25 protein-coding genes are annotated in these 26,296 nt (G+C 59.2%); 12 read left to right on the forward strand and 13 right to left on the reverse strand.

All coding sequences use genetic code 11. The features are described from left to right. Nucleotides 1–23: 23 nt before the first annotated feature. Nucleotides 24–947: a LysR family transcriptional regulator gene (locus tag M0D67_RS36835; RefSeq protein ID WP_154559397.1), complete on the reverse strand. Its 924-nt coding sequence runs from the start codon at nucleotides 945–947 to the stop codon at nucleotides 24–26. Between the two features lie 229 nt (nucleotides 948–1,176). Here M0D67_RS36835 and M0D67_RS36840 point away from each other — a divergent pair, with 229 nt between their 5' ends. Beyond that, nucleotides 1,177–2,319, forward strand: coding sequence for a branched-chain amino acid ABC transporter substrate-binding protein (locus M0D67_RS36840; RefSeq protein ID WP_266242077.1), 1,143 nt, complete (start codon nucleotides 1,177–1,179; stop codon nucleotides 2,317–2,319). 54 nt (nucleotides 2,320–2,373) lie between these two features. Here the strand turns inward: M0D67_RS36840 and M0D67_RS36845 are convergent, their stop codons facing one another. Further along, entirely contained in the window at nucleotides 2,374–3,300 is a 927-nt protein-coding gene (locus M0D67_RS36845) for a LysR family transcriptional regulator (protein ID WP_266242079.1), read from the reverse strand. Nucleotides 3,301–3,580: 280 nt separating this feature from the next. Here M0D67_RS36845 and M0D67_RS36850 point away from each other — a divergent pair, with 280 nt between their 5' ends. From M0D67_RS36850 to betA, 3 genes are all read left to right on the forward strand, one after another. Continuing rightward, nucleotides 3,581–5,089, forward strand: a complete 1,509-nt coding sequence (locus M0D67_RS36850; RefSeq protein ID WP_266242081.1) for an aldehyde dehydrogenase family protein — start codon at nucleotides 3,581–3,583, stop codon at nucleotides 5,087–5,089. A 104-nt stretch (nucleotides 5,090–5,193) separates the two neighbouring features. Beyond that, nucleotides 5,194–6,720 (forward strand): cytosine permease, encoded by a 1,527-nt coding sequence (locus tag M0D67_RS36855; protein WP_266242083.1) that lies wholly within the window; start codon nucleotides 5,194–5,196, stop codon nucleotides 6,718–6,720. A gap of 43 nt (nucleotides 6,721–6,763) precedes the next feature. After that, nucleotides 6,764–8,455: a choline dehydrogenase gene (gene betA / locus M0D67_RS36860; RefSeq protein WP_266242085.1), complete on the forward strand. Its 1,692-nt coding sequence runs from the start codon at nucleotides 6,764–6,766 to the stop codon at nucleotides 8,453–8,455. Between the two features lie 89 nt (nucleotides 8,456–8,544). On the opposite strand, the gene M0D67_RS36865 is transcribed toward betA, so the two are convergent. From M0D67_RS36865 to M0D67_RS36895, 7 genes are all read right to left on the reverse strand, one after another. Next, on the reverse strand, nucleotides 8,545–9,714 hold the full coding sequence (locus tag M0D67_RS36865; protein ID WP_266242087.1) for an asparaginase: 1,170 nt from the start codon (nucleotides 9,712–9,714) through the stop codon (nucleotides 8,545–8,547). A 20-nt stretch (nucleotides 9,715–9,734) separates the two neighbouring features. Next, a complete protein-coding gene (locus M0D67_RS36870) occupies nucleotides 9,735–11,213 on the reverse strand; it encodes an aspartate/glutamate racemase family protein (protein WP_266242089.1) in 1,479 nt (492 codons plus the stop codon). Beyond that, nucleotides 11,210–12,499 carry a dicarboxylate/amino acid:cation symporter gene (locus tag M0D67_RS36875; RefSeq protein WP_266242091.1) on the reverse strand — a complete coding sequence of 430 codons (1,290 nt, stop codon included), beginning with the start codon at nucleotides 12,497–12,499 and terminating at the stop codon, nucleotides 11,210–11,212. Before M0D67_RS36875 ends, M0D67_RS36870 begins: the two co-directional genes overlap by 4 nt. A gap of 180 nt (nucleotides 12,500–12,679) precedes the next feature. Continuing rightward, the gene (locus tag M0D67_RS36880; protein WP_266242093.1) at nucleotides 12,680–13,594 is read right to left on the reverse strand and encodes a LysR substrate-binding domain-containing protein; all 915 of its coding nucleotides are present in this window, start codon (nucleotides 13,592–13,594) and stop codon (nucleotides 12,680–12,682) included. A gap of 305 nt (nucleotides 13,595–13,899) precedes the next feature. Beyond that, a complete protein-coding gene (locus M0D67_RS36885; RefSeq protein WP_266242095.1) occupies nucleotides 13,900–15,255 on the reverse strand; it encodes an epoxide hydrolase family protein in 1,356 nt (451 codons plus the stop codon). 187 nt (nucleotides 15,256–15,442) lie between these two features. Next, a complete protein-coding gene (locus M0D67_RS36890; protein ID WP_266242097.1) occupies nucleotides 15,443–15,679 on the reverse strand; it encodes a DUF4148 domain-containing protein in 237 nt (78 codons plus the stop codon). Between the two features lie 209 nt (nucleotides 15,680–15,888). Continuing rightward, nucleotides 15,889–16,470 (reverse strand): thioredoxin family protein, encoded by a 582-nt coding sequence (locus tag M0D67_RS36895; protein WP_266242099.1) that lies wholly within the window; start codon nucleotides 16,468–16,470, stop codon nucleotides 15,889–15,891. 238 nt (nucleotides 16,471–16,708) lie between these two features. Between M0D67_RS36895 and M0D67_RS36900 the strand changes: the two genes are divergently transcribed. The 4 genes from M0D67_RS36900 (at nucleotide 16,709) to M0D67_RS36915 (ending at nucleotide 20,543) form a co-directional block, all read left to right on the forward strand. Beyond that, on the forward strand, nucleotides 16,709–17,080 hold the full coding sequence (locus M0D67_RS36900; RefSeq protein ID WP_154559383.1) for a GFA family protein: 372 nt from the start codon (nucleotides 16,709–16,711) through the stop codon (nucleotides 17,078–17,080). Nucleotides 17,081–17,206: 126 nt separating this feature from the next. Beyond that, on the forward strand, nucleotides 17,207–17,947 hold the full coding sequence (locus M0D67_RS36905; protein WP_266242102.1) for a response regulator: 741 nt from the start codon (nucleotides 17,207–17,209) through the stop codon (nucleotides 17,945–17,947). Next, the gene (locus M0D67_RS36910) at nucleotides 17,944–19,260 is read left to right on the forward strand and encodes a HAMP domain-containing sensor histidine kinase (protein ID WP_266242104.1); all 1,317 of its coding nucleotides are present in this window, start codon (nucleotides 17,944–17,946) and stop codon (nucleotides 19,258–19,260) included. Before M0D67_RS36905 ends, M0D67_RS36910 begins: the two co-directional genes overlap by 4 nt. A gap of 239 nt (nucleotides 19,261–19,499) precedes the next feature. Further along, on the forward strand, nucleotides 19,500–20,543 hold the full coding sequence (locus M0D67_RS36915) for an alpha/beta fold hydrolase (protein WP_266242106.1): 1,044 nt from the start codon (nucleotides 19,500–19,502) through the stop codon (nucleotides 20,541–20,543). A gap of 62 nt (nucleotides 20,544–20,605) precedes the next feature. Here M0D67_RS36915 and M0D67_RS36920 read toward each other — a convergent pair whose 3' ends face one another. Then, a complete protein-coding gene (locus M0D67_RS36920; protein WP_266242108.1) occupies nucleotides 20,606–20,782 on the reverse strand; it encodes a CsbD family protein in 177 nt (58 codons plus the stop codon). A gap of 113 nt (nucleotides 20,783–20,895) precedes the next feature. Then, on the reverse strand, nucleotides 20,896–21,210 hold the full coding sequence (locus M0D67_RS36925; protein WP_200568033.1) for a LexA family transcriptional regulator: 315 nt from the start codon (nucleotides 21,208–21,210) through the stop codon (nucleotides 20,896–20,898). Between the two features lie 48 nt (nucleotides 21,211–21,258). Between M0D67_RS36925 and M0D67_RS36930 the strand changes: the two genes are divergently transcribed. Then, nucleotides 21,259–22,386 (forward strand): IS630 family transposase, encoded by a 1,128-nt coding sequence (locus M0D67_RS36930; RefSeq protein WP_266242111.1) that lies wholly within the window; start codon nucleotides 21,259–21,261, stop codon nucleotides 22,384–22,386. A 16-nt stretch (nucleotides 22,387–22,402) separates the two neighbouring features. Here M0D67_RS36930 and M0D67_RS36935 read toward each other — a convergent pair whose 3' ends face one another. Then, nucleotides 22,403–23,263, reverse strand: a complete 861-nt coding sequence (locus tag M0D67_RS36935; protein ID WP_266242113.1) for a S9 family peptidase — start codon at nucleotides 23,261–23,263, stop codon at nucleotides 22,403–22,405. Nucleotides 23,264–23,292: 29 nt separating this feature from the next. Then, nucleotides 23,293–23,895: a ribosomal protein S5-alanine N-acetyltransferase gene (rimJ, locus tag M0D67_RS36940; protein ID WP_266242115.1), complete on the reverse strand. Its 603-nt coding sequence runs from the start codon at nucleotides 23,893–23,895 to the stop codon at nucleotides 23,293–23,295. 285 nt (nucleotides 23,896–24,180) lie between these two features. On the opposite strand from rimJ, the gene M0D67_RS36945 reads away from it, so the two are divergent. The 3 genes from M0D67_RS36945 to M0D67_RS36955 all read left to right on the forward strand — a co-directional run bounded on the left by M0D67_RS36945 (nucleotide 24,181) and on the right by M0D67_RS36955 (nucleotide 26,100). Next, a complete protein-coding gene (locus M0D67_RS36945; RefSeq protein WP_266242117.1) occupies nucleotides 24,181–24,531 on the forward strand; it encodes a VOC family protein in 351 nt (116 codons plus the stop codon). A 213-nt stretch (nucleotides 24,532–24,744) separates the two neighbouring features. Next, on the forward strand, nucleotides 24,745–25,686 hold the full coding sequence (locus M0D67_RS36950; protein ID WP_266242119.1) for an aldo/keto reductase: 942 nt from the start codon (nucleotides 24,745–24,747) through the stop codon (nucleotides 25,684–25,686). A 30-nt stretch (nucleotides 25,687–25,716) separates the two neighbouring features. Further along, entirely contained in the window at nucleotides 25,717–26,100 is a 384-nt protein-coding gene (locus tag M0D67_RS36955) for a nuclear transport factor 2 family protein (protein WP_266242121.1), read from the forward strand. Nucleotides 26,101–26,296: the final 196 nt, after the last annotated feature.

The raw sequence follows: 26,296 nt of genomic DNA on the forward strand, positions 1-26,296 counted from the left end.
GCAATCGCATAACGCGGCGCGCGCTATTTGCTGCTCCGCGTGGCGCGGCTCACCTGTTTGGCCGCAACCCGCAACTGGTTGCAAAAGGCCAGCACTACCCGCGCCGATTCGCCGCCCTTGCGCGTGATGATCTGAAAGTCCAGATGTGTCACATAGTGCTCGGGATCGATGCGGCTCAACAGACCGCCGTCTACCCAAGGCTGCGCGTAGTGGGGCGGTAGAAAGCCGATGTAGTTGCCCGACAGGATCAGCATGGCTCGGCCTTCGACGTTGTCGACCGAGGCTGCGGCCTGCGGCATGCGCAGCAGCTTGAGCTCCTGGTTGCCGAGATACGCGCGGGCAGCGAGCCGCTGTTTGCTGAGCACCGCAACGGGCACGCGTCCGCTTGCCCGCTCATACAGCGGATGGGTGGACGCGCAGTAAAGCCCCTGTTCCTCGCGATAGAGCGGCACGTAGTCGAGGCCGGGGATACGCGCGGGAAACGGCCCCACGGCGAGATGCAGGCGGCCGTCCAGCACGTGCTGCTCCATGCTCCCCGGTGTGTCGATCTGCACGTGCAGGCGGACTTCGGGCGCCATCTGGCCAAACTCGCGAATCGCGGCCGGCAGCGGCGAGTATTTGTCGGTCAAGGTTGCTTCGATCATGCCAAAGCGCAGCACGCCGGAAAGCTGATTGCGCAACGCGCCAGCTTCCATATGAAACGTATCGACGGCACCGAGCAGACGTTGCGCGGCGGCGTGCAACTCCGCGCCTTCTTCCGTGAGGCGAAAACCCGCGCGTCCGCGTTCACACAAGCGCAGCCCGAGGCGGGTCTCCAGTTGCGACATGTATTCGCTGATGCTCGATGCGCCAATGTTGAGAATCGGTTGCGCCGCGGCGAAACCGCCGCATCGCACGATGGTTTCGAAGATCCGCAACAGCTTGAGATCCGTGTCCTGAACTTGCATCGTGCCGCCCCTCGATTACTTCGGGAATTACCGAAATGTGTTTCACTAATGGTGCATTTTATTGAGGAATTTGGCTACACAGAATTGCTGTCAACCCCACTGCCCAACGTTCGGCGAAGGCATACGGACAGTGCGGCCCCAAAGCGATGTTTTTCTGTGCCGAAGCGCCACGCGTTCGCCACTTCCGGCGGCAAGGCGGTCAGGCACGTCATGATGTGAGGAGAGCACGATGAAAAAGCCGTACGCAGGTGCAAGCTGGTTGGCAGCAGTCGCTTTGAGCATGGTGTCGGTGGGCGCGACGGCGGCAGAGCAGGTGGTCAAAATCGGATTGACCGGACCCTTGACCGGTCCGCAGGCCGCCATCGGCAAGGACGACGAAAACGGCGTCAGGATGGCGATCGAGCGTCTGAATGCCCAGGGGCTTGTGATCGGTGGCCAGAAAACCCGTTTCGAACTGGTTTCGCAGGATGACGCCGCCGATCCGCGTACCGGCATGACGGTTGCGCAAAGCCTGGTCGACGCCAACGTGAAGGTCATCTTCGGGCCGTTCAATTCGGGGGTCGCGATTCCGATTTCAAACCTGGTGAACGTGTCCGGAATCGTGATGGCGACCGTCGCGTCGAATCCGTCGATCACGCAACACGGCTATCCGTTCGTGTTTCGCATCTCCGCCAGCGATACGCAACTGGGCAGCCGGATGGGTGAATTTGCGGCAAAGGAACTGAAGATCAAGCGCATCGCGGTGATTGACGATCGCACCGCATATGGGCAGGGCCTCGCCGATGAATTCGTCAATGCCGCTAAAGCCAACGGCATCGAGATTGTCGATCGGGAATATACGACCGACAAGGCGACCGACTTCGTCTCGATCCTCACACACGTCAAGGGCGCGAACGCGGAAGGGGTTTTCTACGGCGGTTATTACGCGCAAGCCGGTGCGCTGCGCAAACAGATGAAGCGCCTTGCGATGAACGGTTATCTCCTCGGCGGCGATGCCATGTGCAACGCCGAACTGGCGAAACTCGGCGGCGATGCGGTCGATACACGCGTGTATTGCCCACAAGGCGGCCCGGTGCTCGATCAGACACCCGAGGGTCGTCAGTTCAAGGCGGACTACAAGCAACGCTTTCATACTGATCCGTTGACCTACAGCGCGGCCTTGTACGATGGCGTGAATATCGTGGCGCAGGCAATGCAGAAAGCCAATTCGATCGAACCGGCTCAGTATCGTGCCGCGCTCGCCGGCATCGATTCTCATGGTGTTTCCGGGCACTACCGGTTTGACAGAAACCGCGACCTGACGGACTCGCCAATCACGATTTATACCTATCGAAATGGTGAGCCTACGCCGCTGGCGTCGACGCAGCCGTAGGTTCATGTCGCCCAACCATGGCGAAGGGTCGTGCCGCACGACGCTGCGGTAGCCCTATGCCATGGGTGCCGTCCGCTGAACCATACGGTAGCTTTCCATCAGGTCGATCATGAAGACCTGCAGGATGGTAGGCGGCGCGGCGGCCCGCCGCGTGATCGCGCAAAATGGCCAATGCGAGCCGAGCTGCGCCGGGCAGATCTGATGCATCTCGCCGCGCGCGACCCAACGGGCAGCGTAGTGAATCGGCAGAAATCCGATGTAGGCGCCCGATAAAATAAGGATGGCCTGCGCCTCGATATTGTCGACGGTTGCTGCGGCTTTGCTCACTTTCAGCATTCGCAGGTCGTGCTGCTGAAGATACCCTCGCGCTACCACACGGCTGGATGCGATGGCCTCGTCGAGCGCGGCGTCGCCAGGCAATCGGCCTGCGAGTGCGTGACCCTTCCCGCAATACAGACCGTCCGGTTCGCAATACAGATCGGTGTAGGTCAGCCCCGGCACGTGAAGCGGAAAATGCCCGACTGCGATATGCAGCCGGCCGTCCAGCACACGTTCTTCCAGTTCGGCGGGCGTGCCGACGTAGACATCCAGATGCACGTCGTGCCCTCTCGATACAAACGCTTGCAGCGCCTGCGGCAGCGGCGAGGCCGAGTCGGTCACCGTGTTGTCAATGATGCCGAGGTACAGCTTTCCTGAGACGTGTTTTTTTAGCGCGTCGGTATCCACACAGAAGCTCTCTACCGCCACCTGCAGCCGTTGCGCTGCCTCGAAAGTGGCCACGCCGTGTTCGGTGAGGCGAAATCCGCTCCGGCCCCGCTCGCAAAGCTTGAGCCCGAGGCGCGTTTCGAGCGTTGTCATTTGCTCGCTGATTGTCGACTGGCTAACGTTCAGGGTCGCCTGGGCAGCGGAAAATCCGCCGCACCGTACCACCGTCATGAAAACCCTCAGTAGCTTGAGGTCCACGTCCTGCAACTGGATCACGGTCGTTGCTCTCCTTGCGCCACTTGCTTCGGTATTCCCGATATGAACATCTGATTCACGTTATTTTTACCCCCGGCCTTGTCGTCCATAGTCTCTCAAAACACCGCGCTGCCACAAGCCGCGTTTATATCGATGGACCCCGGTCGCTTTTGAACGACCGAACCTGTCGGCTACAACGCAGGATCCACGAACAAACGTGCCAGGAACAGGCGGACCTTTCTGCACGAAACCGGCCCATGAGAGGCCGAATAGCAGTCAATCCGTAAGACAGGAGACAATGATGGACAGGGTCGTACAAAACTATCTGGAGACGTTCGGCATCCGGGAAGAGACACAACGCTTTCTCACCCGGCCGCAGAAGATGTTAATTGGCGGTGCCTGGGTGCCACAAGGCGATCGCGAATCCTGCACAGTGCTCGAACCGTCTACCGCGGGCGTGATCACGCACATTCCCCTGGGTACGACCACCGATCTGGATCGTGCGGTCGACGCTGCCCGCAAGCAGTTCGACGGTGGACCGTGGAGAAAGCTCAAGCCCCTTGAGCGCGAACGACTGCTGCATCGCCTCGCCGATCTGATCGAAGCGAATGCAACAGAGTTGGCCGAGATCGAATCGATCGACGTAGGCAAGTCTGTTGCCAATGCGCGTGACGTCGACGTACAAGGCACGATCGACACCTTCCGCTATTTCGCCGGTTGGGCATCGAAGCTCCACGGCCGTACGGTAGAACCCTCCCTGCCTGGTGAATACGTTGCTTACACGCGCAAGGAGCCCGTCGGCGTGGTCGGCGTTATCGTGCCGTGGAACTTCCCGCTGCAAACCATGGCGTGGAAGGTTGCGGCGGCGCTCGCTGCCGGTTGTACGACCGTGATCAAACCCGCCGAACTCACGTCGCTGTCCACACTTCGCTTCGCAGAGTTGGTGCAGGAGGCTGGAATTCCGGATGGCGTCGTGAATGTCATAACGGGGCGAGGGCGCGAAATTGGTGCCGCTATGGCCGCTCATCCGGGCATAGACAAGATCACGTTCACCGGTTCCACCGAGGTGGGCCGAACTGTCGGGCAAGCGGCTGTGGGCGGCATCAAACGTATGACACTCGAACTGGGCGGCAAATCGCCGGTACTCGTGCTCGAGGACGCAGACATCGAAGCGGCGGCCCAGGCCGTAGCAAACGGCGTCTTCTTCAATTCTGGACAGGTCTGCGACGCGGGTACGCGGGTTTACATCCAGCGCGGCATTCACGACAGATTCATTGGCGCGCTAGTCGAGCACACGCGTAAGTTGAAGATCGCACCGGGCCTCGATCGCGATTGCTTCATCAGCCCGCTCGTTTCCGCGCTGCAGAAGGATCGCGTCGCTTCCTATATCGAAGCCGGGCGCCGCGAAGGCGCGGAAATCGTGCATGGTGGCCGCGTGTTGGACCGGGCAGGCTACTTCGTCGAACCGACCATCTTTACGCATTGCCGCAGCGACATGAAGATCGTCCGTGAAGAAATCTTCGGACCTGTGCTGGTGACCACGCCCTTTGACGATCTGGGCGATGCGTTGTCGCAGGCGAATGACTCGCCATACGGTCTTGCTGCCGCGATCTACTCCAATGACCTGAATCGCGTTCACAAACTGATCCCGCAACTGCGCGCGGGTACCGTCTACGTCAATGCCCATAGCACGATCGATCCTTCGATGCCGTTCGGCGGATTCAAGGAATCCGGCTTTGGCAAAGACCTCGGCCCCGAGCAACTCGATCATCTGATGGAGAGCAAGGCGGTCTGGATCACGCTGCACTGAACCGTCAATGCGCCGGAGGCGTCTCCAGACGAGCGTGGCGCCGCGGCCAGCATGCATGCCGGATCAAATCTATTCCATCAACCTCTCATTGCTGTCAGGGGTACATGATGCAAGCAACAGACGAAGTAGTTAAAAGCACGGTAGTTGGCGTCGAGCATGGCGCGATCGAAGGTCATTCGATCGATTTCATTCCGGATAGCGAAAGAACCGACAGATTGTCCAGGCAGGGGCCATTCTGGTTTCTGGGTAACTTCACATTCTTCACCATGACCATCGGTTTTGTTGGTCCCAGTATTGGTCTGAGCGCGCTGTGGACCACGATAGCCGGTACGCTTGGCATCATGTTCGGCACCTTGTTCATGGCCTTTCACGGCTCGCAAGGCCCGCATCTCGGCTTGCCGCAGATGATCCAGTCGAGAGCGCAATTCGGTTATCGCGGGGTCATCGTCGTCCTGTTGGCGACGCTATTCGTGTTTGCAGGATTCAACATCGTCAACCTGGTGCTGATGATGCAAGGTCTCAAAGCCTTGTTCAATTGGGACCCCGTCAAGGTGGCGTTGGCCGTGACCGTGCCGGCTTCGGTTCTGGCGATTCTCGGCCACGACTGGATGCACCGCAGTTTCAAATGGGCGTTGTACCTGTCGCTTCCCCTCTATGGTCTGGTCACGGTGGCCGTCCTGATGCATTGGGTGCCTGACGTGCCCCTCGCCGCTGTCGCACCGGGCGCGACACCGACGCCACCGCTGGGCTTCAACTGGATTGCGTTCATTGCGCAATTCGCGGCCGCCGCCAGCTACAACATCGCTTACGCGCCGTATGTATCCGACTATTCGCGCTACCTGCCGAAAAACACGCCGAGCGGCAAGCTGATCGCGGCTGTGTTTCTCGGCGCATCCCTGTCGGGTGCGTGGATGATCGCGATTGGCGGCTGGCTCGCGGACCATCTGCACGCGACCGATGTGCTGGTCGCATTGAGTCAGGTGGGTAACGACCTGGCGCCGGGGATGGGAAGTGTTGTGGTCGGCGTCACGATTCTGGCGTTTCTGCCGGTGATCGCAATGAACATCTATAGCGCCAAATTGACGGCCATCACAGCACTCGATTCGTTCCATAAAGTCCAGCCGACGCCCAAGGCTCGTATTCTGGCGATTCTCTTTGTGGTGATCCTTCAGCTGGGTGTTGCGCTCAGCATCTATACCTCGGGTAAGGGACTCTCCGTCCTGAATATTTACCTCGTCGTCATGCTGTATTTTCTCGTGCCCTGGACCGCTGTCAATCTGACGGACTACTTCTTCGTCCGCAAGGGTCGCTATGCCATTCCGCACTTTTTCATGCCTCACAACAATCTGTACGGGACATGGGGTGCACGCGGTTTGATCGCATACGCAATCGGCTTTGTCGCGATGATTCCGTTCTTCTGTGTTCTCGACGGCTCAAACGAGGTGTATGTCGGCCCGCTTGCGCGTGCCATGGGTAGCGTCGATCTGGCGTGGCTGGTCGGTCTGTTCGTCTCGGGCATCGCCTACTACGCCTTGTCGCGCTCGCTCGATCTGAAGTATGAGGAATCGGTGATCGCTCATATCGAGAAGACATCACCGCAATACACCACCGGCGACAAGGGTTGCTACTGAAATACGGACGACCCCGTCAAGATCTGGAAATCAGGAAAATATCATGGTTACCGAGCAATTCGATTACATCATTGTGGGTGCCGGATCGGCCGGATGTGTGTTGGCCAACCGGCTTACCGAGGACCCGGCGGTCCGCGTTCTTGTGCTGGAATACGGCGGCAGCGATCGCAGCGTCATCATTCAGATGCCGAGCGCGTTTTCGATGCCGATGAATACGGCCAAGTACAACTGGCGTTATCAGACCGCGCCCGAGGCTCATTTGAATGGCCGCCAGTTGCATTGTCCGCGCGGCAAAGTGCTGGGAGGTTCGTCGTCGATCAATGGCCTCGTCTATATTCGCGGCCACGCTTGCGACTTCGACGAATGGGAGGAACTGGGCGCGCGAGGTTGGGGTTATCGCAACTGTTTGCCCTATTTTCGCCGGGCCGAGAGTTACAAGTTCGGGGGGGATGAGTACCGGGGTGCGGAGGGGCCGCTGTGCACCAACAATGGCAACAACATGGAGAATCCGCTGTACGGTGCGTGGATCGCGGCAGGGGCAGAAGCCGGATACATCAAGACGGAGGACTGCAACGGCCATATGCAGGAGGGTTTCGGGGCAATGCACATGACCGTCAAGGATGGTGTGCGCTGGTCGACCGCGAACGCCTACTTGCGCCCTGCAATGAAGCGCCCGAATTTGACCGTAGTGACGAATGCGATGACACGTCACGTGATTCTCGAGGGCAAGCGCGCCGTTGGGGTCGCATACGATCAAGGTGGACGCACGCATGTCGCGCGGTGCCGTTCTGAGGTATTGATCGCCTCCGGTCCTATCGGTTCGCCGCACTTGCTGCAACGTTCTGGAATCGGCCCGGCCGACGTACTGCGGAAAGCGGGGATCGAGGTTCGGCACCACCTGCCCGGAGTCGGCGAAAACCTTCAGGATCACGCGGAAATCTATATCCAGTACGCGTGCAAGGAGCCTGTCACGCTCAACGCGAAAATGGACCCGTTTAGCAAATTCATGATTGGATTGCGCTGGCTGCTTTTCAAGGATGGTCTGGGCGCCAGCAACCATTTCGAGGCGGGCGGATTCATCCGCTCCGAAGCCGGGTTGCGCTGGCCCGACATTCAATTCCATTTCTTGCCGGCCGCCATGCGCTATGACGGCGACAAGCTGTTCAAAGGACACGGATTCATGGTGCTGACCGGGCCGAACAAGCCGAAGAGCCGGGGCCACGTGCGAGCGGTGTCGGCCGATCCCTATACGCATCCGGAGATCCGCTTCAACTACCTGGATCGGGAAGAGGACCGGGAAGGTTTTCGACGCTGCGTGCGCTTGACCCGGGAGATCATCGGGCAACCGGCGATGGACCGCTTTCGTGATGTTGAACTCGCTCCTGGACCGGACGTGCAAACGGATGAACAGATCGATGCCTTCGTCAGGGCGAACCTTGAAAGTACGATGCATCCTTGCGGTTCATGTCGCATGGGAGAGGATGACATGGCTGTGGTCGATTCCGAGTTACGGGTTCGCGGCTTCGAAGGCTTGCGAGTCATCGATTCATCTGTTTTCCCGACCGAACCCAATGGCAATCTGAACGCGCCGACGATCATGCTCGCTGAACGCGCTTCGGACCTGGTTCGCGCGGTGTCCATGTTGCCCGCGTCCGACGCCGATGTGGGTTTGGCAGAGGGGTGGGAGACGCGGCAACGCACGCATGCGCCGACTCGTGATTTGCATGTCGGATAGGTCGATTGACGGCGACAACGTCGAGCGGCATCGACGCGCGCTGCCTGATTAGCGGCGCACGCCGCTAATCAGAGCTTGCCGGACCACGGTCAAAAGGTAGCCGAAAAGGCCTGCTGAACCTTGCCAGGGTTAGTGATGCCGTTTGCGACGAGTAGCTGGGTGAGCAAGCGCGCCTTTTGCGGATTCAGATCGAACGAGACGACGAAGCCGCGCTTGTCGTCTTCGACCTCCACATTTCTGTTGACGAATCCAGACATCACACGCGTCGAGCGGACGACGACAATACCCTTCTTCGCCGCCCGGTCGAGGGCAGCCAGTGCTTCCTTGGACGCGTCGCCATCGCCTTCGCCGGCCAATACGATCCCCTTCGCACCATCGGCAATAGCGTGGTCGATCTGGGCGCCGTCCATATTGCTGTGCGCATAAACGATTTCTACACGCGGCAGGTGGCCATTCGCCGGCAAGCTAAGCACGTCGCGTGTTGACGCAAGCACAGGCACCGGTGCAGGCGCGACGAAACGAATGCTCGCCGGGTCGACATAGCCGATCACACCTGCGTTCGGCGAAGCAAAAGTCTGCACGGCAGTCGTGTTGGTCTTGGTGATCCAGCGCGGCGCGTGAATCTGGTCATTCATGACCACCATCACACCTCTGCCTCGGGATTTCGGACTCGCTGCGACTTCCACCGCTTCGTAGAGATTGCCGGGGCCGTCCGCGCTCGTCGATCCACCTGGCCGCATTGACCCAACAAGCACCACCGGTTTGTCCGAGCGCACCACGTTTTGCAGGAAGAACGCCGTTTCTTCCATCGTATCCGTGCCGTGGGTGATCACGATCCCATCTGCCTCGTTTCGATCGAAGGCCTCCTGGATACGGCGCGCAAGCCGGAACCAGATCTCGTCGTTCATATCCTGCGACCCGACATTGGAAATCTGCTCGGAGTTGATGCTCGCGAGTTTTTCAATGCCCGGAACCGCCCGAACCAGTTCCTGGCCTTTGACGTTTCCCGAGTTGTAGCCAATGGCTGAACGCGGGTCAGTTGTGCCGGCAATCGTGCCGCCGGTTGCGAGAACAAGAATCCGGGGCGACCCGGCTGCCGGACTCGTCGCCTCGGTAGCTGCCGCACTATCGGAAGTGGCATCTGCAGCCGACACGCTCGTGCCGCATAAGCAGCTAGCGCAGACGAGAAGCGCAGCGGTGAGCGTTGTGCTCGGATTGCGCAGGCAGGCGACCCGTTGAAGGGTAGTGTTGATGTTCATATCCAGACTCCTACAAGGATTTAACAGCGCAAAGAAACGGGGCGCTCCGCGGCCGCTATCGCGAGAGCCACGCATTGTTGTGCAAGGACATCGGTTGGATCGACGAGACTGACGCGTGCGCCGGTCGTCCCCACGAAACTCGTCTGTGGCAATAAAAGCGGTAACTCTGTACATCCGAGGACGATGACTTCGACGCCTTCCGCTATGAGCCCGTCAATGGCAGCGGCGATGTCGTCGAGGCATTGCCCGGTGGTGAATCCCGCTTTTACCCCTTCCTTGCCGTAGATCGCATCCATCACGCAGGCCTGCAATTCCGCGGTTGGAACGATTTGCCGCAAACCCTGCGATTCGAGGGCTTTCTCGTAGACGCCGCTTGCGATCGTGCCGGAGGTGGCCAGCACGCCAACGGAGCGCAGCAGCGGAAACGTTTCGCGCAGATGGCGGACCGTAACCGTCAGCATGTTGACGATCGGTATGCCGAGATACGGCTGAATCCGTTCAACAAATGCGTGAGCGGTGTTGCACGGAATAGCGATGAGGTCCGCGTCGCCCGACTCGAGCTTCTTGCAGGTCGCGTAAAGCGAAATCGTCGGGTCGGGCCCGTCACCAATCAGGTTTTCGGTGCGGTCGGGAATCTGCGGATTCTGTTCAATCAGAAGCCTGATATGGTCCTGATCCCGATTCGCCGGTGTATTGCGTACGATCTTCTGCATGAAGTCCACCGTCGCTGCAGGCCCAACTCCGCCGACCACGCCCACTTTGAAAATGGATTCGGGCAAACCGTATTCGCCTGCAATCACGTACTGCGCATACGCAAGATTCGAATCGATCAGTGGCACTCGAAACGAGCCCATTTCCTCCGCCACGAGCGCAATCTCCGTCAGACCCGGCACGATGATTTGTGCACCTTGCGCGATGAGGTCCTCGCAGGCCTCGCGCAGAAGCGCGACGGGCCGGCCAGACAGATTTCCGCTCTTGATGCCGTTCGCGCCATAGACGGCTTCGGTGATGAGATCGACACTGTCGCGCGGCCAGGGATGAATGACTTCAAATTCCGGCTCCGCGAAATACTTTTCGAATAATCCCTTTCGACGGGTGTAGTCCGAGGTCAGCACGCCGATTCGCCGCGCAGCCGGAAATTTTCTTCGAACATGGCTGCGGACGGCTTCCACCATATCGACGATCTGCAAGGGCGAGTTAGCCTTTAGCTCGTCGATAAACGTGTGGCTGAGAAAACAGGGGAGTACGACGGTCGTCACACCCCTCTTCTCGAAGCCGCTAATCATGTCGAAAATGTACAGTTTCCGTTGAGTCGTCGCCTCACTCCCTATGGCCGCGCTTCGGAAGGGATGCTGCTCGAAAATAACATCGACGTGTTCGGCATCGCTCGAGGCGGGCGTCGATTTGACGAGCTTGAAAAAGACGTCCGCGCTTGCCAGTGGACCGAGACCGCCCACCACGCCGAACCTCTTCCCGCTCAGCACGTTTGCGCTGATCATTTTGTTTCGCCTTGCAGTTGGCCCAGGACAACGTTGTTCTCTGCGTCGTTCTGCCTGGCAACCCGCTTGGCCTCCCACTTTGCGATAACGGCCGTCGCGATGCTGTTACCGATGACGTTCGTGGCGGTTCGCCCCATGTCGAGAATCTGATCGATGGCGAGGATCAACACCACGCCGGACGGGGGCAAATGAAACATCGGGGCAACGGCCGCCACCACCACCACGGAGCCTCTTGCGACGCCGGCCATCCCCTTGCTGCTCAACATAAGCACCAGCAACATCATGATTTGAGCGCTGAGCGGCATGTCGATGCCGAAAGCTTGCGCGATAAAGATCGCAGCAAACGCCTGGTACATCATCGATCCGTCGAGGTTGAACGCGTAGCCGAGCGGCAACGTGAAGCCGACGACCTTCTTGTCGATACCGAACTGTTCAAGCTTTTCGGTCAGGCGCGGATAAGCGGCTTCACTGCTCGCGGTAGAGAAGGCGAGCATCGCGGGCTCACGGACCGTTTTTAGCAACTTCCAGATCGATTTGCCCAGAAAGACGTGGCCAACGAGGATAAGCACAGCCCACAGCAGGACGAGACCGAGGTAGAAGCTTCCAACGAGCTTGCCGTAGGTAGTCAACACGTCCAGGCCGTGCACCGTAATCGCGGAGGCGAGAGCGCCGAAGACACCAATCGGAGCAAGCCGCATCACATAGTCGGTCAGTTTCAGCATCGCGGGGACGAGCGCATCGATGCCTGCGATCAACGGTGTGACGCGCGGGTCCGTCTTGATGGCACTCAGGACCACGCCAAACAGCACAGAAAAGACGAGGATTTGCAGAATGTCATTCCGAGCCATCGCATCGATGATGCTGGAAGGGAACGCGTGCGTGACGAAGTCCTTGAAGTTCAGACCCGCGGTGTTGAGACCGGTGGCAACATCGGAACTGGTCTGCGTCATATGCAAGCCGGCGCCGGGTTGCAACGCATTCGCCAGGACGAGGCCAAGCGCGAGCGAGAAAAGCGAGGCGCACACGAACCAACCCACCGACCTGAAGCCGATTCTGCGTACGTCGCTCGTCCCTTCCATTCCGGCGAGCCCGGACACGAGCGTGGCGAAGACGAGCGGCGCGATAATCATCTTCACGAGACGCAAGAAGATGTCGGTAATGATCGAGAAGTAACCGGCGATTGTCTTGGCTTCCGCAGCATCAGCTACGGTCCGATGGCACACGTAACCGACAATCACGCCGAGCACCATGCCGACCACAATATAGAACGTTAGGCGGTTTTTCATTTCCATCAGTCCGAGAAGGCGCACTGAGGTCTGACGTGACCACCGTACGCAGGCAGGAGGCAAAAACGCCGCTAGAGGAGCGACGTTTCTGTGTATGGACGGATGATAGAGATGATCAAAAAAGACTCAATGCGGGTCCTGCATGGGGATATGCGAGATTCGCATAACGCGGGATTACCCTTAATCGACAGCCTGCGATTCGGCGCGGAGGTGGCGCCAGAGCGTGTCCAGAAACTCGCTGCGATTGGATGCATCCCGGTAGACGCGAAGTTCAACTTCGAGATGCCACGCATCCCGGCCGGCCGGGACGAGTTCGCCCGCTTCGAGCTCGGCGACGATCGAGCTTTTTGGCAGCCAGGCAACGCCTTCGCCTTCCAGGACCAGTTTCTTGAGGACCTCGGCCATGTCGGACTCGTAGTGAGGCCGCAAAGCCGGGGTGGCGTCGACCCGGCTGAGGAGGAGTGCGAGGCAGCGGCCGAAATAGCTGGTTTCCGTGTACGTAATCAACGGCAATGGACGCGCCGCCGTTCCCGGCAACCGGAAGATGGGAGCGCCACGCGGGTTTGGCCGGCAGACAGGCATCAGTACATCGACGCCTACGGTGAGATGCTCGTACCTGATCGGGTCGAGATGGAGAGGCAGCTCCGGGTGATGATAGGCAAACATCAATTCGCAGTTGCCGTTCACGAGCATCAGGATGGAGTCGTGGACATTGGTGGGTATCACCCGGGCACGTACCTCGCCGAAACGGGCAGTGAGTGCCTTCAACCAGGCCGGCAGAAAACTTAGCGCGATCGTATGGCCCGCTGCAATCTGCAAGCCTTTGCCCGCCATGCGTTGGTCGATGCGAATGATGGCTCGCGTATCGAACAGCTTCCCAAGAATATCTACCGCTGCTTCCCGAAACAGTTGTCCGGCAGGCGTCAGTGTTGGAGGGAAGCTGCTTCTGTCGATGAGGTCCGCGCCTACCCACTGCTCAAGCGACTGAATGCGCCTGCTGAACCCCGACTGGGTGACATTACGAAATTCCGCCGCCCGCGAGAAGCTCTGATACTGGGAGAGCGCGATGAAGTCCTCGATCCACTTGATTTCCATGTCGGGTCCGATGTGTGCGGAGAGTGTGCGTGGCTGGAAACGAGTGGGTGATTCTACGCGGGCTCGACACTCGCTTAGCCTCCTCTGCAATCCATTGCGATGCGAATCAGGGTTTTTCCGCCAGCAATTCACCGGGAGCCTTGCCTGCTAACAGGCAAATTTTTGCCGTTTAGATTCATTTTTTCCAGTTAACCGGCCAAAAAGTGAAGGTTACTTGAAGCCGTCGCGGTGGGTCGATGCACATGGTGCGCAGCAGCGGCGCTCAGTGCGGCCATCCAGGTCGGTCCAAGGCGGGGAATGATCCGCTATTTGCGCAGCGGCCTCAAACCGGCGCGAACCTCTTCGGCAAATAATTGCGGCTGTTCCCATGCCGCAAAGTGTCCGCCTTTATCGAGCCTGTTGTAATAGATGAGGTTGTGATACGCGCGCTCCGTCCAGCTTCGCGGGGCCTGATAGTTCTCGCGAGGAAAGACGCTTACGGCAGCCGGGACGGACACATCGGCAGCGGCGAGGAAGTTGAAGTGAGACTCCCAATAGAAGCGCGCCGCGGAAATCCCCGTGTTTGTCAGCCAGTAGAGCGTGATGTCGTCGAGGAGATCGTTCCGTGTCAGGTCGCCTGCGGATTCTCCATTGCCGGGTCGCCCGAACACGGCCGAAGTCAGCGCCGCCGCCGGCTGAACATACCCGTCGCCGTGATCGAGCAGCCAGCTTGCCAGTCCAACCGGCGAGTCCGCCAATCCGTAAAGCGTTTGCGGGCGTGTTCCCATCTCCAACGCATAGGCACGCCGTTTCTTGGCCGCACTGCTTAGCTGCTCGTAAGCGTGCTTTTCATCGTCCGAGAGACCGGATGGCGGCGGATCGCCGGCTGCGAGCGCCTTTGCAATCTCGGGCGGAACAGTCGCGGGGAAGTTGACGTGGATGCCCAGCAATTCCGGAGGCGCCTGCTTACCCATCACATTTGCGACGACGCCACCCAGATCGCCGCCTTGCGCCGCGAATTTCTCGTATCCAAGGCGCTTCATGAGTACGACCCAGGCACGCGCAGTACGCTCAGGACCCCAACCGGTCGTGGTAGGTTTGCCTGAAAATCCGTAGCCCGGCAAAGACGGAATGACCAGATGAAAAGCATCCGACGCGCTCGCCCCGTATGCCGTGGGATTGGTCAGCGGATAGACAATCTTCAACATCTCGATGACCGAACCGGGCCACCCGTGCGTGACAATGAGCGGCATCGCATTTTCATGTTTCGAGCGAACGTGGATGAAATGAATGTCCAGCCCGTCGATCTCGGTCACGAAATTCGGCAGCGAATTCAGCTTTGCCTCGCACTTGCGCCAATCGTAATCGGTCGCCCAATGGCGCGCGAATTCCTGAATCATCGCGAGCGGCACGCCTTGCGAGTCATCCGTAACGGTTTCGCGGTCAGGCCACCTCGTGGCTTTGATGCGCCTGCGCAAGTCGATCAGTTGCGATTCCGGCACATGCACGCGAAGTGGACGAATAGCGGTCTTGTCGCCGCCGGCCGGCTGGGTAACTTCAGTAATCGCTGGATTCGTTTCTGCAAAAGCGAGCTGACTCAGCGAGCCAGCGGCAACGGCCGCCGCTGCCACACTAACAAAACGACGGCGAGAGGGTGATTGGGGAAGGATGGTGTCTGACATGGCATTTCCGATGGGCGATAAAGCGAGGTTCCCGATCAATCGCAGCGTGATCTCACGAGCGATTGAACGCACTACGCCCACACCGAGCGCGCTCGGTGTGGGCGTAGTGGAACGTGTGAAGCATCTTGAACCAAGAGGATTGTTTACCGTATTGGAAGCATAGTTCAATCTTGCGGCGCTCAGATAATCAGCTACCGCGATACAAGCTGCTGAGCTGCGCGAGTTGGCCATCCTGCTGGGCTTGAACCAGTTCGTGGCGGACCTCTGCGCGCGTCTTCTGCGTTGCGCCAGTTTGGCTCGGGTTCCATTGCTGCACTTGCGCGGCGGCCGATTGAGCAGCGGTTGTTGCGGACGCTTCAGAGGCGTGAGCGAAGCCAACCGTAGCGAATGCAGCGAATGCCAAAGCGATCATTGAGGTTTTCATGTCGTTCTCCGTGAACCAATAAATTAAAAGGAAGGCGCCGGGGTATCAGGAGCAAGGGCAGCAATTCGGTCAGTCATCTGCGATTTGCTTGCGTCTTGCATCCGGCGTTGATGCATTAAAACGTGCGGACGTATCTGGCTTGTGTCGAGAAACCGGGGCAATTGCAATGTTCTGTATCACCTCGGGGCCCAGATACATTGCGATACGAATCACGGGTTTTCCGCCAGCAACGCCTTGATCTTCGCTTCGGTCTGTTCGTAGTCGCCTTCGCCGAAGTGCGTGTAGGCCACGTGCCCTTTCTTGTCGACCAGATAAAACGCGGGCCAATACTGGTTGTCGTAGGCGCGCCATGTTGCGTAGTTGTTGTCCTGCGCGACCGGGAACGTAATGCCGAAGCGCTTGATCGCCGTCTTGACGTTGTCCGTGCTGCGCTCGAACGGATACTCGGGTGTGTGGACACCAACCACCGCCAGGCCCCGGTCCTTGTATTTCTGATTCCAGGTCTTGACGTAGGGCAGCACGTGGATGCAATTGATGCAGGTATAGGTCCAGAAATCGACCAGCACAACCTTGCCGCGCAACTGCTGCATGGTCAGGGGATCGCTATTGAGCCATTTATCGATGCCGGTAAATTCCGGCGCGGTAGTGTTGTTGTCGAGCTGGTTTGCAACGGGACCGGCGGCAGCGCTGGCCGCGGGACTTGCAACGAGCGTTGCGATTGCGGCGGCGCCGGCTGCCACGGTTGCGGCGAACAGGGCGACGGTTGCGGTGGATTTGAGTCGGGAGAGCATGTCAGCGTCCTTTTCAGAGAGGGAAACAGAGCGGCGATCCGGGCGTGGACCTGGACGTCGCATCGGGCATTCCAGTGGTTGGCATGGGTGCATTTGAACGCTCGTTCGTATCTGGCTTGTGTCGCCGAAGCTGCGCGGGTGCAATGTTTTGTGTCAGGAGAACGCCCAGATACATTGGGATACAAAGCGTCGCGCGTACCAGGCTATAAAGCAGCCATTCCTACCGTGGAGAAGCCACATGAGTACCGAACTGCTGCAAGGATCCTGTCATTGCGGGACCGTGAAATTTGAAGTCCGTACCGATGTCCTGCCCGCTGGGCGTTGCAATTGCAGCCTGTGCCGGCGCAAGGGCGCGCTGATGACGCCGCCGTTTGCCGCGGGTGAACTGAAAATCCTGAAGGGTGAGGAAGCGCTGACGCTTTATCAGTTCAATACACGCACGGCGAAGCACTATTTCTGCAAGCACTGCGGTATTTATCCATTCCATCAGACGCGTAGAGATCCGCAGCTGTGGCGGGTCAACATCGGTTGCCTGGAGGGTGTCGATCCGTATACGCTGGAGGCGAGCGTAGCCAATGGCGCCAGCCTGTCCGTCGTGGAGGATGCATGAGACGGCTCATGACAATTCTCGCCTTCCTCGCGGGCGGATTGGCGGCGGAACTGGCACACCCCGTGCACTGTTCGCTGATCAACGTGAACCGGGTGCGTGTCAATCGTCGAAAGGATTGATCCATTGATGGAAAACACCGACCACGTCCTGATCGTCGACGACGATCGCGGCATCCGCGAATTGCTCGCCACCTACCTGGAGAAGAATGGCATGCGCGTTTCGCTGGCCGCCAACGGCCGGCAGATGCGCACCGTCCTCGAACAGGGCGCGCCTGATCTGATCGTGCTCGATCTGATGATGCCTGGCGAAGACGGTCTCGTGCTGTGCCGGGAATTGCGTGCCGGCAAGTTTCGCGCGGTGCCGGTCTTGATGCTGACCGCCCGCAGCGAGGAGACGGATCGCATCGTCGGGTTGGAAATGGGCGCGGACGATTACCTGTCCAAACCGTTTGCGGTGCGCGAACTGCTGGCGCGCATCCGCTCCGTGCTGCGCCGCGCGCGGATGCTGCCACCCGGCATGCAGGTGACGGAAACCGCGCCGATGATCGCCTTCGGCGACTGGCGCCTCGACACCACGGCGCGTCATCTGCTCGACGCCGAGGGCACCATGGTGGCCTTAAGCGGCGCGGAGTATCGCTTGCTGCGCGTGTTCCTCGATCATCCCCAGCGCGTGCTCACGCGCGATCAGTTGCTGAATCTGACTCAAGGCCGCCAGGCCGATGCGTTCGATCGCTCGATCGATCTGCTGGTCAGCCGTTTGCGACAACGCCTGCAGGACACCGCGCGTGAGCCTCGTTACATCAAGACGCTGCGCAGCGAGGGTTATGTATTTTCGGCGGCGGTGACCATGATCGAAGGCACGCCATGAAGCTGAATACATTGCTGCGTTGGCCGCGCACGCTGTTCGCGCGGCTTGCCCTGATTCTCTTTGTCAGCCTTGCGCTGGTGCAAACGCTGTCGGTCTGGCTCACCATGACGGAGCGGGACCAGACCATGACGAACGTGATGATGGGTTACATCGAGCGCGAGGTCACCAGCTCCGTCGCGCTGCTCGATCATTTGCCCGCTAACGAACGGGCCGAATGGCTACCGAGGCTGGCGCGGCGCACTTATACCTTCAACCTGGGGCCCGGGGTCGCCGGCGCGCCGCCGGATGAGAAGCTCTCAGCGAGGGTCGCTCAATCTATCGCAGACGGCATTGGCAAGCGCTATCCGCTCACGGCCAACGCCGTCCCCGGTGATCCGGACCGCCTGCAGGTCCATCTGCAGTTGAGTGACGGCATGCCGCTGACGATCGACTATCGTCCCATGCCGGGAGCGCCGCTGTCGCCGTGGCTGTCGTGGTTGCTGGTGCTGCAACTGGTGGTGCTGGCCGCGTGCTGCTGGCTGGCGGTACGGCTGGCAACGCGCCCGTTGAGCCACTTGGCGCGAGCGGCCGATGCCCTGGGCCCCGACCTGAAGGTGGAGCGTCTGCCCGAAGACGGCCCGGACGAAGTGGCGCGCGCGGCGCGGGCGTTCAACGCCATGCAGGACCGCATCAGGCTGTACATGACCGAGCGCTTGCAGATCCTCGCGGCGATTTCGCACGATCTGCAAACGCCGATTACCCGCATGCGTTTGCGCGTCGACGTGATGGACGAGAGCCCACAGGGCGCCAAGCTGCAGCAGGATCTGCAGGAAATGGAAACGATGGTCAAGGAAGGCGTCACCTACGCGCGCACCATGCACGGCGCCAGCGAGGCACCCCTGCGTATCGATCCGGACGCGCTGTTCGACAGCCTCGTGTTCGACTATGTCGATGCCGGCAAGGACGTTTCGCTGCACGGTCGAATCGATACTGCGCTGGTGACGCGTCCTCAGGCGTTGCGCCGGATCGTGGGCAATCTCGTCGATAACGCGTTGAAGTTCGGTGGGGCGGCCGAGATCAGGGTCGCCTCGCAGGACGGGCACGTGAGGGTCTCCGTGCTCGATCGTGGGCCGGGTATTCCGGCCGAGTCGCTGGAAGCGGTGTTCGAACCGTTCTATCGGCTGGAAGGATCGCGCAACCGCGGAACCGGCGGTACCGGGTTGGGCCTCGCGATTGCGCGGCAACTCGCTTTGGCGATGGACGCGACGCTGTCGTTGCATAACCGGCCCGATGGCGGCCTAGAAGCCACACTGGTGTTGAAAGGCGTCGGCTAAATTCCGATCGCTCGCCGATCGCGTTGTATGCCGTACTTTTTCGTCGATGAATGCCAACTCCCCCGTTTTGTATCTCAACGTATCTGCACCTTCGGTAAATACATAACGTTTCACTGGTGCTTTTCGCAGACACACGCCAGATACGTCCACGGGCTTTAATGATTCCAGGCCAGATCGTCTGGCTTCGCAGGCCGGACATGTCTTGCGCCCGTTTAGCTAACCTTTGAGGAGAATCCGCGATGCCGGATCAGATCAATACTCGACGTCGTCGTCTGCTTGGGACGGCAGTTGCTGGTATCAGCTTGGTGGAGTTGGGTTTGAGCGGGCTAGCCAAGGCGCAGTCGACCGGCACGCCATCCAATGCGAACACCGCAACGCGTGTTGCTTCGTTCAACAACATTCGCCAGGTCAATGCCGGAACCCTCAGCATGGGCTATGCGGAAGCGGGTCCGCAGAATGGACCGGTTGTGATCCTGCTGCATGGCTGGCCCTACGATATCTACAGCTTTGCTGAAGTCACGCCGTTGCTGGCAGCCGCGGGCTACCGGGTCATCGTGCCGTATCTGCGGGGTTATGGTTCGACACGGTTCCTGTCCGCGGATACGCCGCGCAACGGTCAGCAGGCCGTGGTGGCCGTCGACATCATTGCGTTGATGGATGCATTGAAGATCGACAAAGCCATCTTTGGCGCCTTCGATTGGGGCGCGCGTACGGCGAATATTATCGCCGCGCTGTGGCCGCAGCGATGCCAGGCGATGGTGTCGGTGAGCGGTTATCTGATCGGCAGCCAGGAAGCCAACCGGGCGCCGCTGCCGCCGAAGGCTGAACTGGCCTGGTGGTATCAGTTCTATTTCGCCACGGAGCGTGGCCATGCAGGTTACGAAGCGAACCGCCACGACTTCAACAAGCTGATCTGGCGTCTCGCGTCGCCGAAATGGAATTTCGACGATGCGACGTACGACCGCTCGGCTGAGTCCTTCAACAATCCCGATCACGTCGCGGTGGTGATTCACAACTACCGCTGGCGTCTGGGTCTGGTTAAGGGCGAGCCGCAATACGACGAGCTCGAAGCGCGACTGGCGAAGGGGCCGACCATCTCTGTCCCGACCATCACGATGGAGGGCGACGCCAACGGCGCACCGCATCCCGAGCCGGCCGCCTACGCGAAGAAATTCACCGGCAAGTATCAGCACCGGAACATCGACGGCGGCATCGGACATAACCTGCCGCAGGAAGCGCCGAAGGCATTTGCCGATGCCATCGTCGACGTCGTTCGGCTTTAAGCGGAGGGGAGGAGCGGGGGCCTGGCGCGCTCACGTGCTGCACCATGCGGCGCATCGGTCGCTTATGAGCGTTTCTTGAAGCGCGCCTTGGCATCGCCATACGATGACTGCGTCTTGCCGATGACCTGCTCGACGCGCCCCTTCCACGCGACCGTGCGGTTTCCGATGGTCTTGCCGAGGCCGGTACGCAGCTTACCCGTGATCTCTCTTATCCATCCCTGCATCTGGTCTTTGTTCATTACCTCGCTCCTTGAGCGCTGCTTCCATCGCCACAGCATGACCTCAATGGACGAAGCAGTCGGTACGGCACCGGACAGACGCCGGTCGCATACGGCCGGATCGAGACGACCCGCTAGTACCGCTGCACAGAGGTTATGACAGTTTGGCTGGGTTGTAGGACAGGCAAGCAATTATGGTCAACGAGCAGTTTGATGCTGCGAGCGATGCCTGCTTGCCGGCTGATCAATCCATTGCGTTCGAGGTTGAGCACCATTTGATGGACGGAAGGAGCCGTGACGGCGAAAAAACGCTGCATGTCGTGCTCGGCCGGAGCGCGGCCGTTTATCAAGCTGTAGGCCCAGATGAAAGCGAGATACTGACCTTGCTTGTCGGTGAAGCTCGGGCAGGCTGAGCGCTCGCCTGGCAATGGAAGCGACTTCTGATTCATTCGGAACCCCGGCAGTCGAAGGAGGCTCCCCCGAAGGAAGCCATCCGGATGAATCTACGCTATCGAGTCGAACTCGACCAATCTGAACGTGAGGCGCTTGCTGCCATGCTAAGCGGCGGCAAGCACGCGGCACGCAAGCTCAAGCGTGCGCAGATCCTGCTTGCAGCGCACGCTGGCAAGGATGACGCGAGCATTGCCGCCACCGTGGCGGTTGGCGAATCCACGGTGTACCGCACCAAGCGTCGCTTCGTGGAGATGGGGCTGGAAGCGGCGCTGAACGAACAGGCTCGGCCTGGGGCGCAGCGCAAGCTCAGCGGCAAGGAAGAGGCCCTGCTGATCGCCACCGCCTGCACCAACCCGCCACCGGGACGTGCGCGCTGGACGCTGGAATTGCTCGCTGACACGTTCGTCAAGCTGACCGAGCATGAAGCGCTATCGCGCGAGACGGTACGCCGGCGTCTGGCCGAGAACGATCTGAAGCCATGGCGAAAGGACATGTGGTGCATTCCCAAGATCGACGCGGAATACGTTGCACGCATGGAAGACGTGCTCGACCTGTACGCCGAAACCCCGGACCCGCAGCACCCGGTGGTGTGCTTCGATGAAAGCCCGACCCAGCTCATCGGCGAAGTACGCCAACCGATTCCGGCGGAGCCCGGCAAACCCTTGCGCTACGACTGCGAATACAAGCGCAACGGCACCGCCAATCTGTTCGTCTTCCTCGATGCACATCGTAGCTGGCGCAAGGTGAAAGTCACCGAACGGAGAACGGCGGATGACTTCGCCCAGTGCATGCGCGATCTCGTCGATATCCACTACCCCCATGCATCGCGCATCCGTGTCGTGCTGGACAATCTGTCGACCCACACGCCTGCCGCGCTCTACCAAGCCTTGCCACCAGCAGAGGCACGCCGCATCCTGCAGCGGATCGAATTCCACTACACCCCCAAGCATGCCAGTTGGCTCAACATGGTCGAGATCGAAATCGGTGTGCTGCGAAGCCAATGTCTGGATCGCCGCATCGACTGCCGCGACCGGTTGATCAGCGAGGTCGCGGCTTGGGAGCAACTGCGAAACGCCCGCGGCGCTCGCATCAACTGGATGTTCTCTACCGAAAGGGCCCAGGAAAAATTGGCCAAAGCCTACCCAGTACCGACCTCTGACAAACCGTCATAACCTCTGTGCAAAGGTACTAGTTGGGCACGGTTCCCGGGTTTTCCAGCCATCGTGAGACCGCCGACAGCACCTGCGCCTCGATGCCAAGAAAGCCATGCGGCGACTTCGCCCCGCATTCACTAGCGCCAGTTCCGCCGCGCTCGCTGCTTGATACCGCCAGGAACTGCAAGCGGTTGTCCTTAGCGAGCGTGCGGGCCGCGCTAAACGGTGAAACCCGACATCCGTCATTTTCGTTCGACACCACCAGGACCGGTGTAGCGCCGACGTCCCAATGCATGCCCGAAAGCCCGGTCTCGCCACGCATGCCGATCGTGACGGGCGACGTCAGTACATACGCGTCGGCCAGCCGTGGTTCCCGATGGAGCACATTGCCAACCGAAATCGTGCCCCGGCTGGTACCCACGAGGGCGATTTTTGCGGCTGGAAAGCGTTGCCTGAGCGCTGCGACAATGACGTGCAAGTCCTGAGCGTGAGCTTCGCTCAGACGGAACGCGTCATTCATGCCGGATGATCGATCGGATGGCGCGTCGACGATAGCGATCGCATCGCCCGCGGAAGTCCAGTATGTGGCAGTCCGGAGGAGGAAATTTGCCCTCATTGTTGTCGGGCCGGTGCCGTCGAGGGCGATCACGCCTTCATCTCCGGCAAACAATACGATGACCCATGGCGGCGCGCTGGTTGGCTGTTCGATGAAGACGGCCTGGGTCTGCGGTCCCCGTACTAGGACTTGCATCAGTTCACCTGAATACGCCGGCATTGCGGTTATGACCGTGCACGCGAACGCGCAGACTGGGATGGCGAGTCTAAGGAACGGTTTCCAAAGCCTGTCGGCGAAACAGGTTACGGGCCTCGTTCGGGTTGATTTCTGATCGCGCATTTTGAATGAAGACCGCATTATTGTTCCATTCACAGCATACGTGAGTTGGATACGGGATCGGCAAGATCGTCTGGATTGATCAACGAGGTAAGTACGTGATCGGCCCAGGAACCATTGATCTTCAAGTACGACCTAGCCAGGCCCTCCTTCTCGAAACCAAGGCTAGCCAGTAGGTGCTCGCTGCGGGTGTTCTCCGGTCGATAGTTGGCCATGATGCGATGCAAGCCGATATCTCTGAACACATGCTGGATGGCCACCGTTAGACTCTCTCGCATTAGGCCTTTCCCTTCGGCCGCTTTTGCAAGAGAGAATCCAAGATGACACGCTTGGAACGGTCCCCTAACGATATTGGTGAAGTTGCATTCTCCGATCAACTGACCGCCTTCACGTTCAAACAGCACGAGATGAAGAGCGTTTCCTGTTGCGGTTTGATGAGCCATTGCGCGCAGCCTGTCAGCGATGGCATCCAGGTTAAAAAAACTTTCCTGTCGCGCAGGCTCCCAAGGCTGAAGATGTATTCGATTGGCTGCGTAGTACGCTTGCAGCGCGCTCGCGTCATCTTCGCTGACGGCTCGCAATATCACGCGTTCGGTGGTCAGTCCTTCATCTGGATGGTCTGCCGCATTTGCCATTGGTCTATCGCCCTTGATATGCAATATTGCGCGTGATTGTACCGAAGCCAAAAACTACGCTCGGCACCTCCGGCACCGGCGAGTCACGAGCTACTTTGGCAAAGACGAGCGCACTTAAGATCAGCGGGCAAGTGGTGAGAGCGGCATGCCGATTGCATGAGGCGGTACCCGTCCGGTTTTGATTGTTCCACACAGAGACGTGGATCGTTGACTATTTTTCGCCGGGTATTTTTTGAATCTTCTATTATGTGCTGCGTCTTGCGAGACTCGTTCATGGAGCATTCGATGCGAATCAGAACCACTTATTTGAAAGTGAAGGACATGGAGCGGGCTGCGACGTTCTGGGAAAACCTATTAGAACGCTCGCCGAACCGCAAGTCGGAGAGGTGGACGGAGTTTTCACTAGGCGAAGTCCGCTTTGGACTGCTGCTGAATGATTTTGGCGATGAGTTCGTCGGTAGCGGATGCGTACCGGTGTTCGAATTCGACGTATCAGCCTTGCATACTTTTCTAAACCGAGCCAAGGCCCTCGGGGCAACAGTCGTTCTTGATGGGTTAAATGACGAGACCATGAAGAGCATTGTCCTGGCCAGCCCCGATGGCCACGAGCTCGAACTTTGCACTTGCCACGACTAGTCGGTTGTTTTAGAACCCCCCGCCGCCCAGTCATTCATTTGCTACACTCGATCAAGGAGCAGACCTGTTTGGTGCTCGGTTTGACCCGGATGGCGGCTGCCGAGTAGCGACTCGAGTATGTTGACATTTTCTGTTCATACACCTGGCACCACAATTGCAAGCCTGAGCGTCGGTCCTTCGTCGCAGGGCATGAAATAGTGCGGAGGTGTCGCCGTGATTGAGTCTTCCGATTTTCGGAGCAAAAAGTTAGTGCTCAATCACGGGGGCGGTCGTATGCCCGCGCTCGGATTTGGCACGCTGATTCCCGATGCAGCTACGACGACCAGTGCTACCAGAGACGCGCTGGAAGCCGGCTATCGACACTTCGACTGTGCCGAGCGATATCGAAACGAGCGCGAGGTCGGCGAGGCTCTGCGGATAGGGCTGGCTGCCGGAGGGATCGCACGCGAAGACATCTTCGTGACCACAAAATTGTGGAACTCCAATCATCGGCCCGAGCGTGTTGGACCGGCTTTCGATGCAAGTCTTGAAAGGTTGGGGCTCGACTATCTTGATCTCTATCTGATACACACTCCATTTGCATTTCAAGCAGGAGATGAGCAGGACCCGCGCGATGAAAACGGGAACGTCATCTACGATAACGGCGTGACTTTGTTAGACACGTGGAGGGCGATGGAGGAACTCGTCGACCATGGAAGATGCCGAGCAATTGGACTGTCTGACATCGGCTTGAACGAATTGCGGCCTCTCTATGAATCAGCGCGAATCAAGCCGGCGGTGGTGCAGGTCGAAGCACATCCGTATCTTCCAGAAACGGATCTTCTGGAATTCTGCAAAGAGAAAGAGATCGTGTTTTTGGCCTTTGCGCCATTGGGTCACGGAATCAGGCCGGGACCACTTGAGGATCCCGTCGTTTCGCTGATCGCCGCTCGAATTGGAAAGACGCCAGCACAGGCGCTGCTTGCCTGGGCGATCCAGCGTGGCTGCGCTTTGCTCACCACCCCCAAAACGGCGACCCGCGCGCGAGAGAATTTCGATATCTCCGCACTTCCGACAGACGCGTTCGATGAGATCAACCGGATTGAGACGAGGCAGAGGTTCAACGAAGTCGTCAAGACGGGCAGCCCTGGCTTTATTCCGCGAAATACGCAATAGGTCGATGTGAACGGTATCCGGAGGCAAGCCATGCAGGAAGAACAAATACGTGAAGCACTGAATGCCCACTGGCGCGCGTCGGCGGCCCGCGATCTCGAAGCTGAACACGATATTTACGATGACGACGCCATCTGTGACTATCCGCAATCAGGTGAACGAATCCTCGGGCGAGCTAATTTGCAGGCGCTGCGGAGTCATCATCCAGATAAGCCATCAGGCTTCGACGTCAGGCGAATTCAAGGAGAAGGGAATCTTTGGATCACGGAATACTCCATCGCCTATAAGGGGCGAGCGACTTACACGGTAAGCATTATGGAGTTCCGCAACGGCAAAGTCGTTCACGAGACCCAGTATTTTTCGGATCCTTTCGAGGCACCGGGTTGGCGGAGTCGATGGGTTCAGCAGAGCGCGTGAAGGCGCGTTGCGGGTCGGATTCTGCCGGTCGTGTACGGCCGGATCGAAGCGCCCCGCTAGTGCGGCACGGTTCCAGCCGAAGCCGGATCGTCGAACCATCGTGAGACAGCCGGCAGTACCTGCATCTCAATGCCCGAGGAATTTTAGCGGCCGGCGCTCTGGCCGCCGTCGACGTGCAGGATTTCTCCCGTGATGA

The organism is Paraburkholderia sp. SECH4 (genome assembly GCF_030511745.1).
Lineage (GTDB): Bacteria > Pseudomonadota > Gammaproteobacteria > Burkholderiales > Burkholderiaceae > Paraburkholderia > Paraburkholderia madseniana.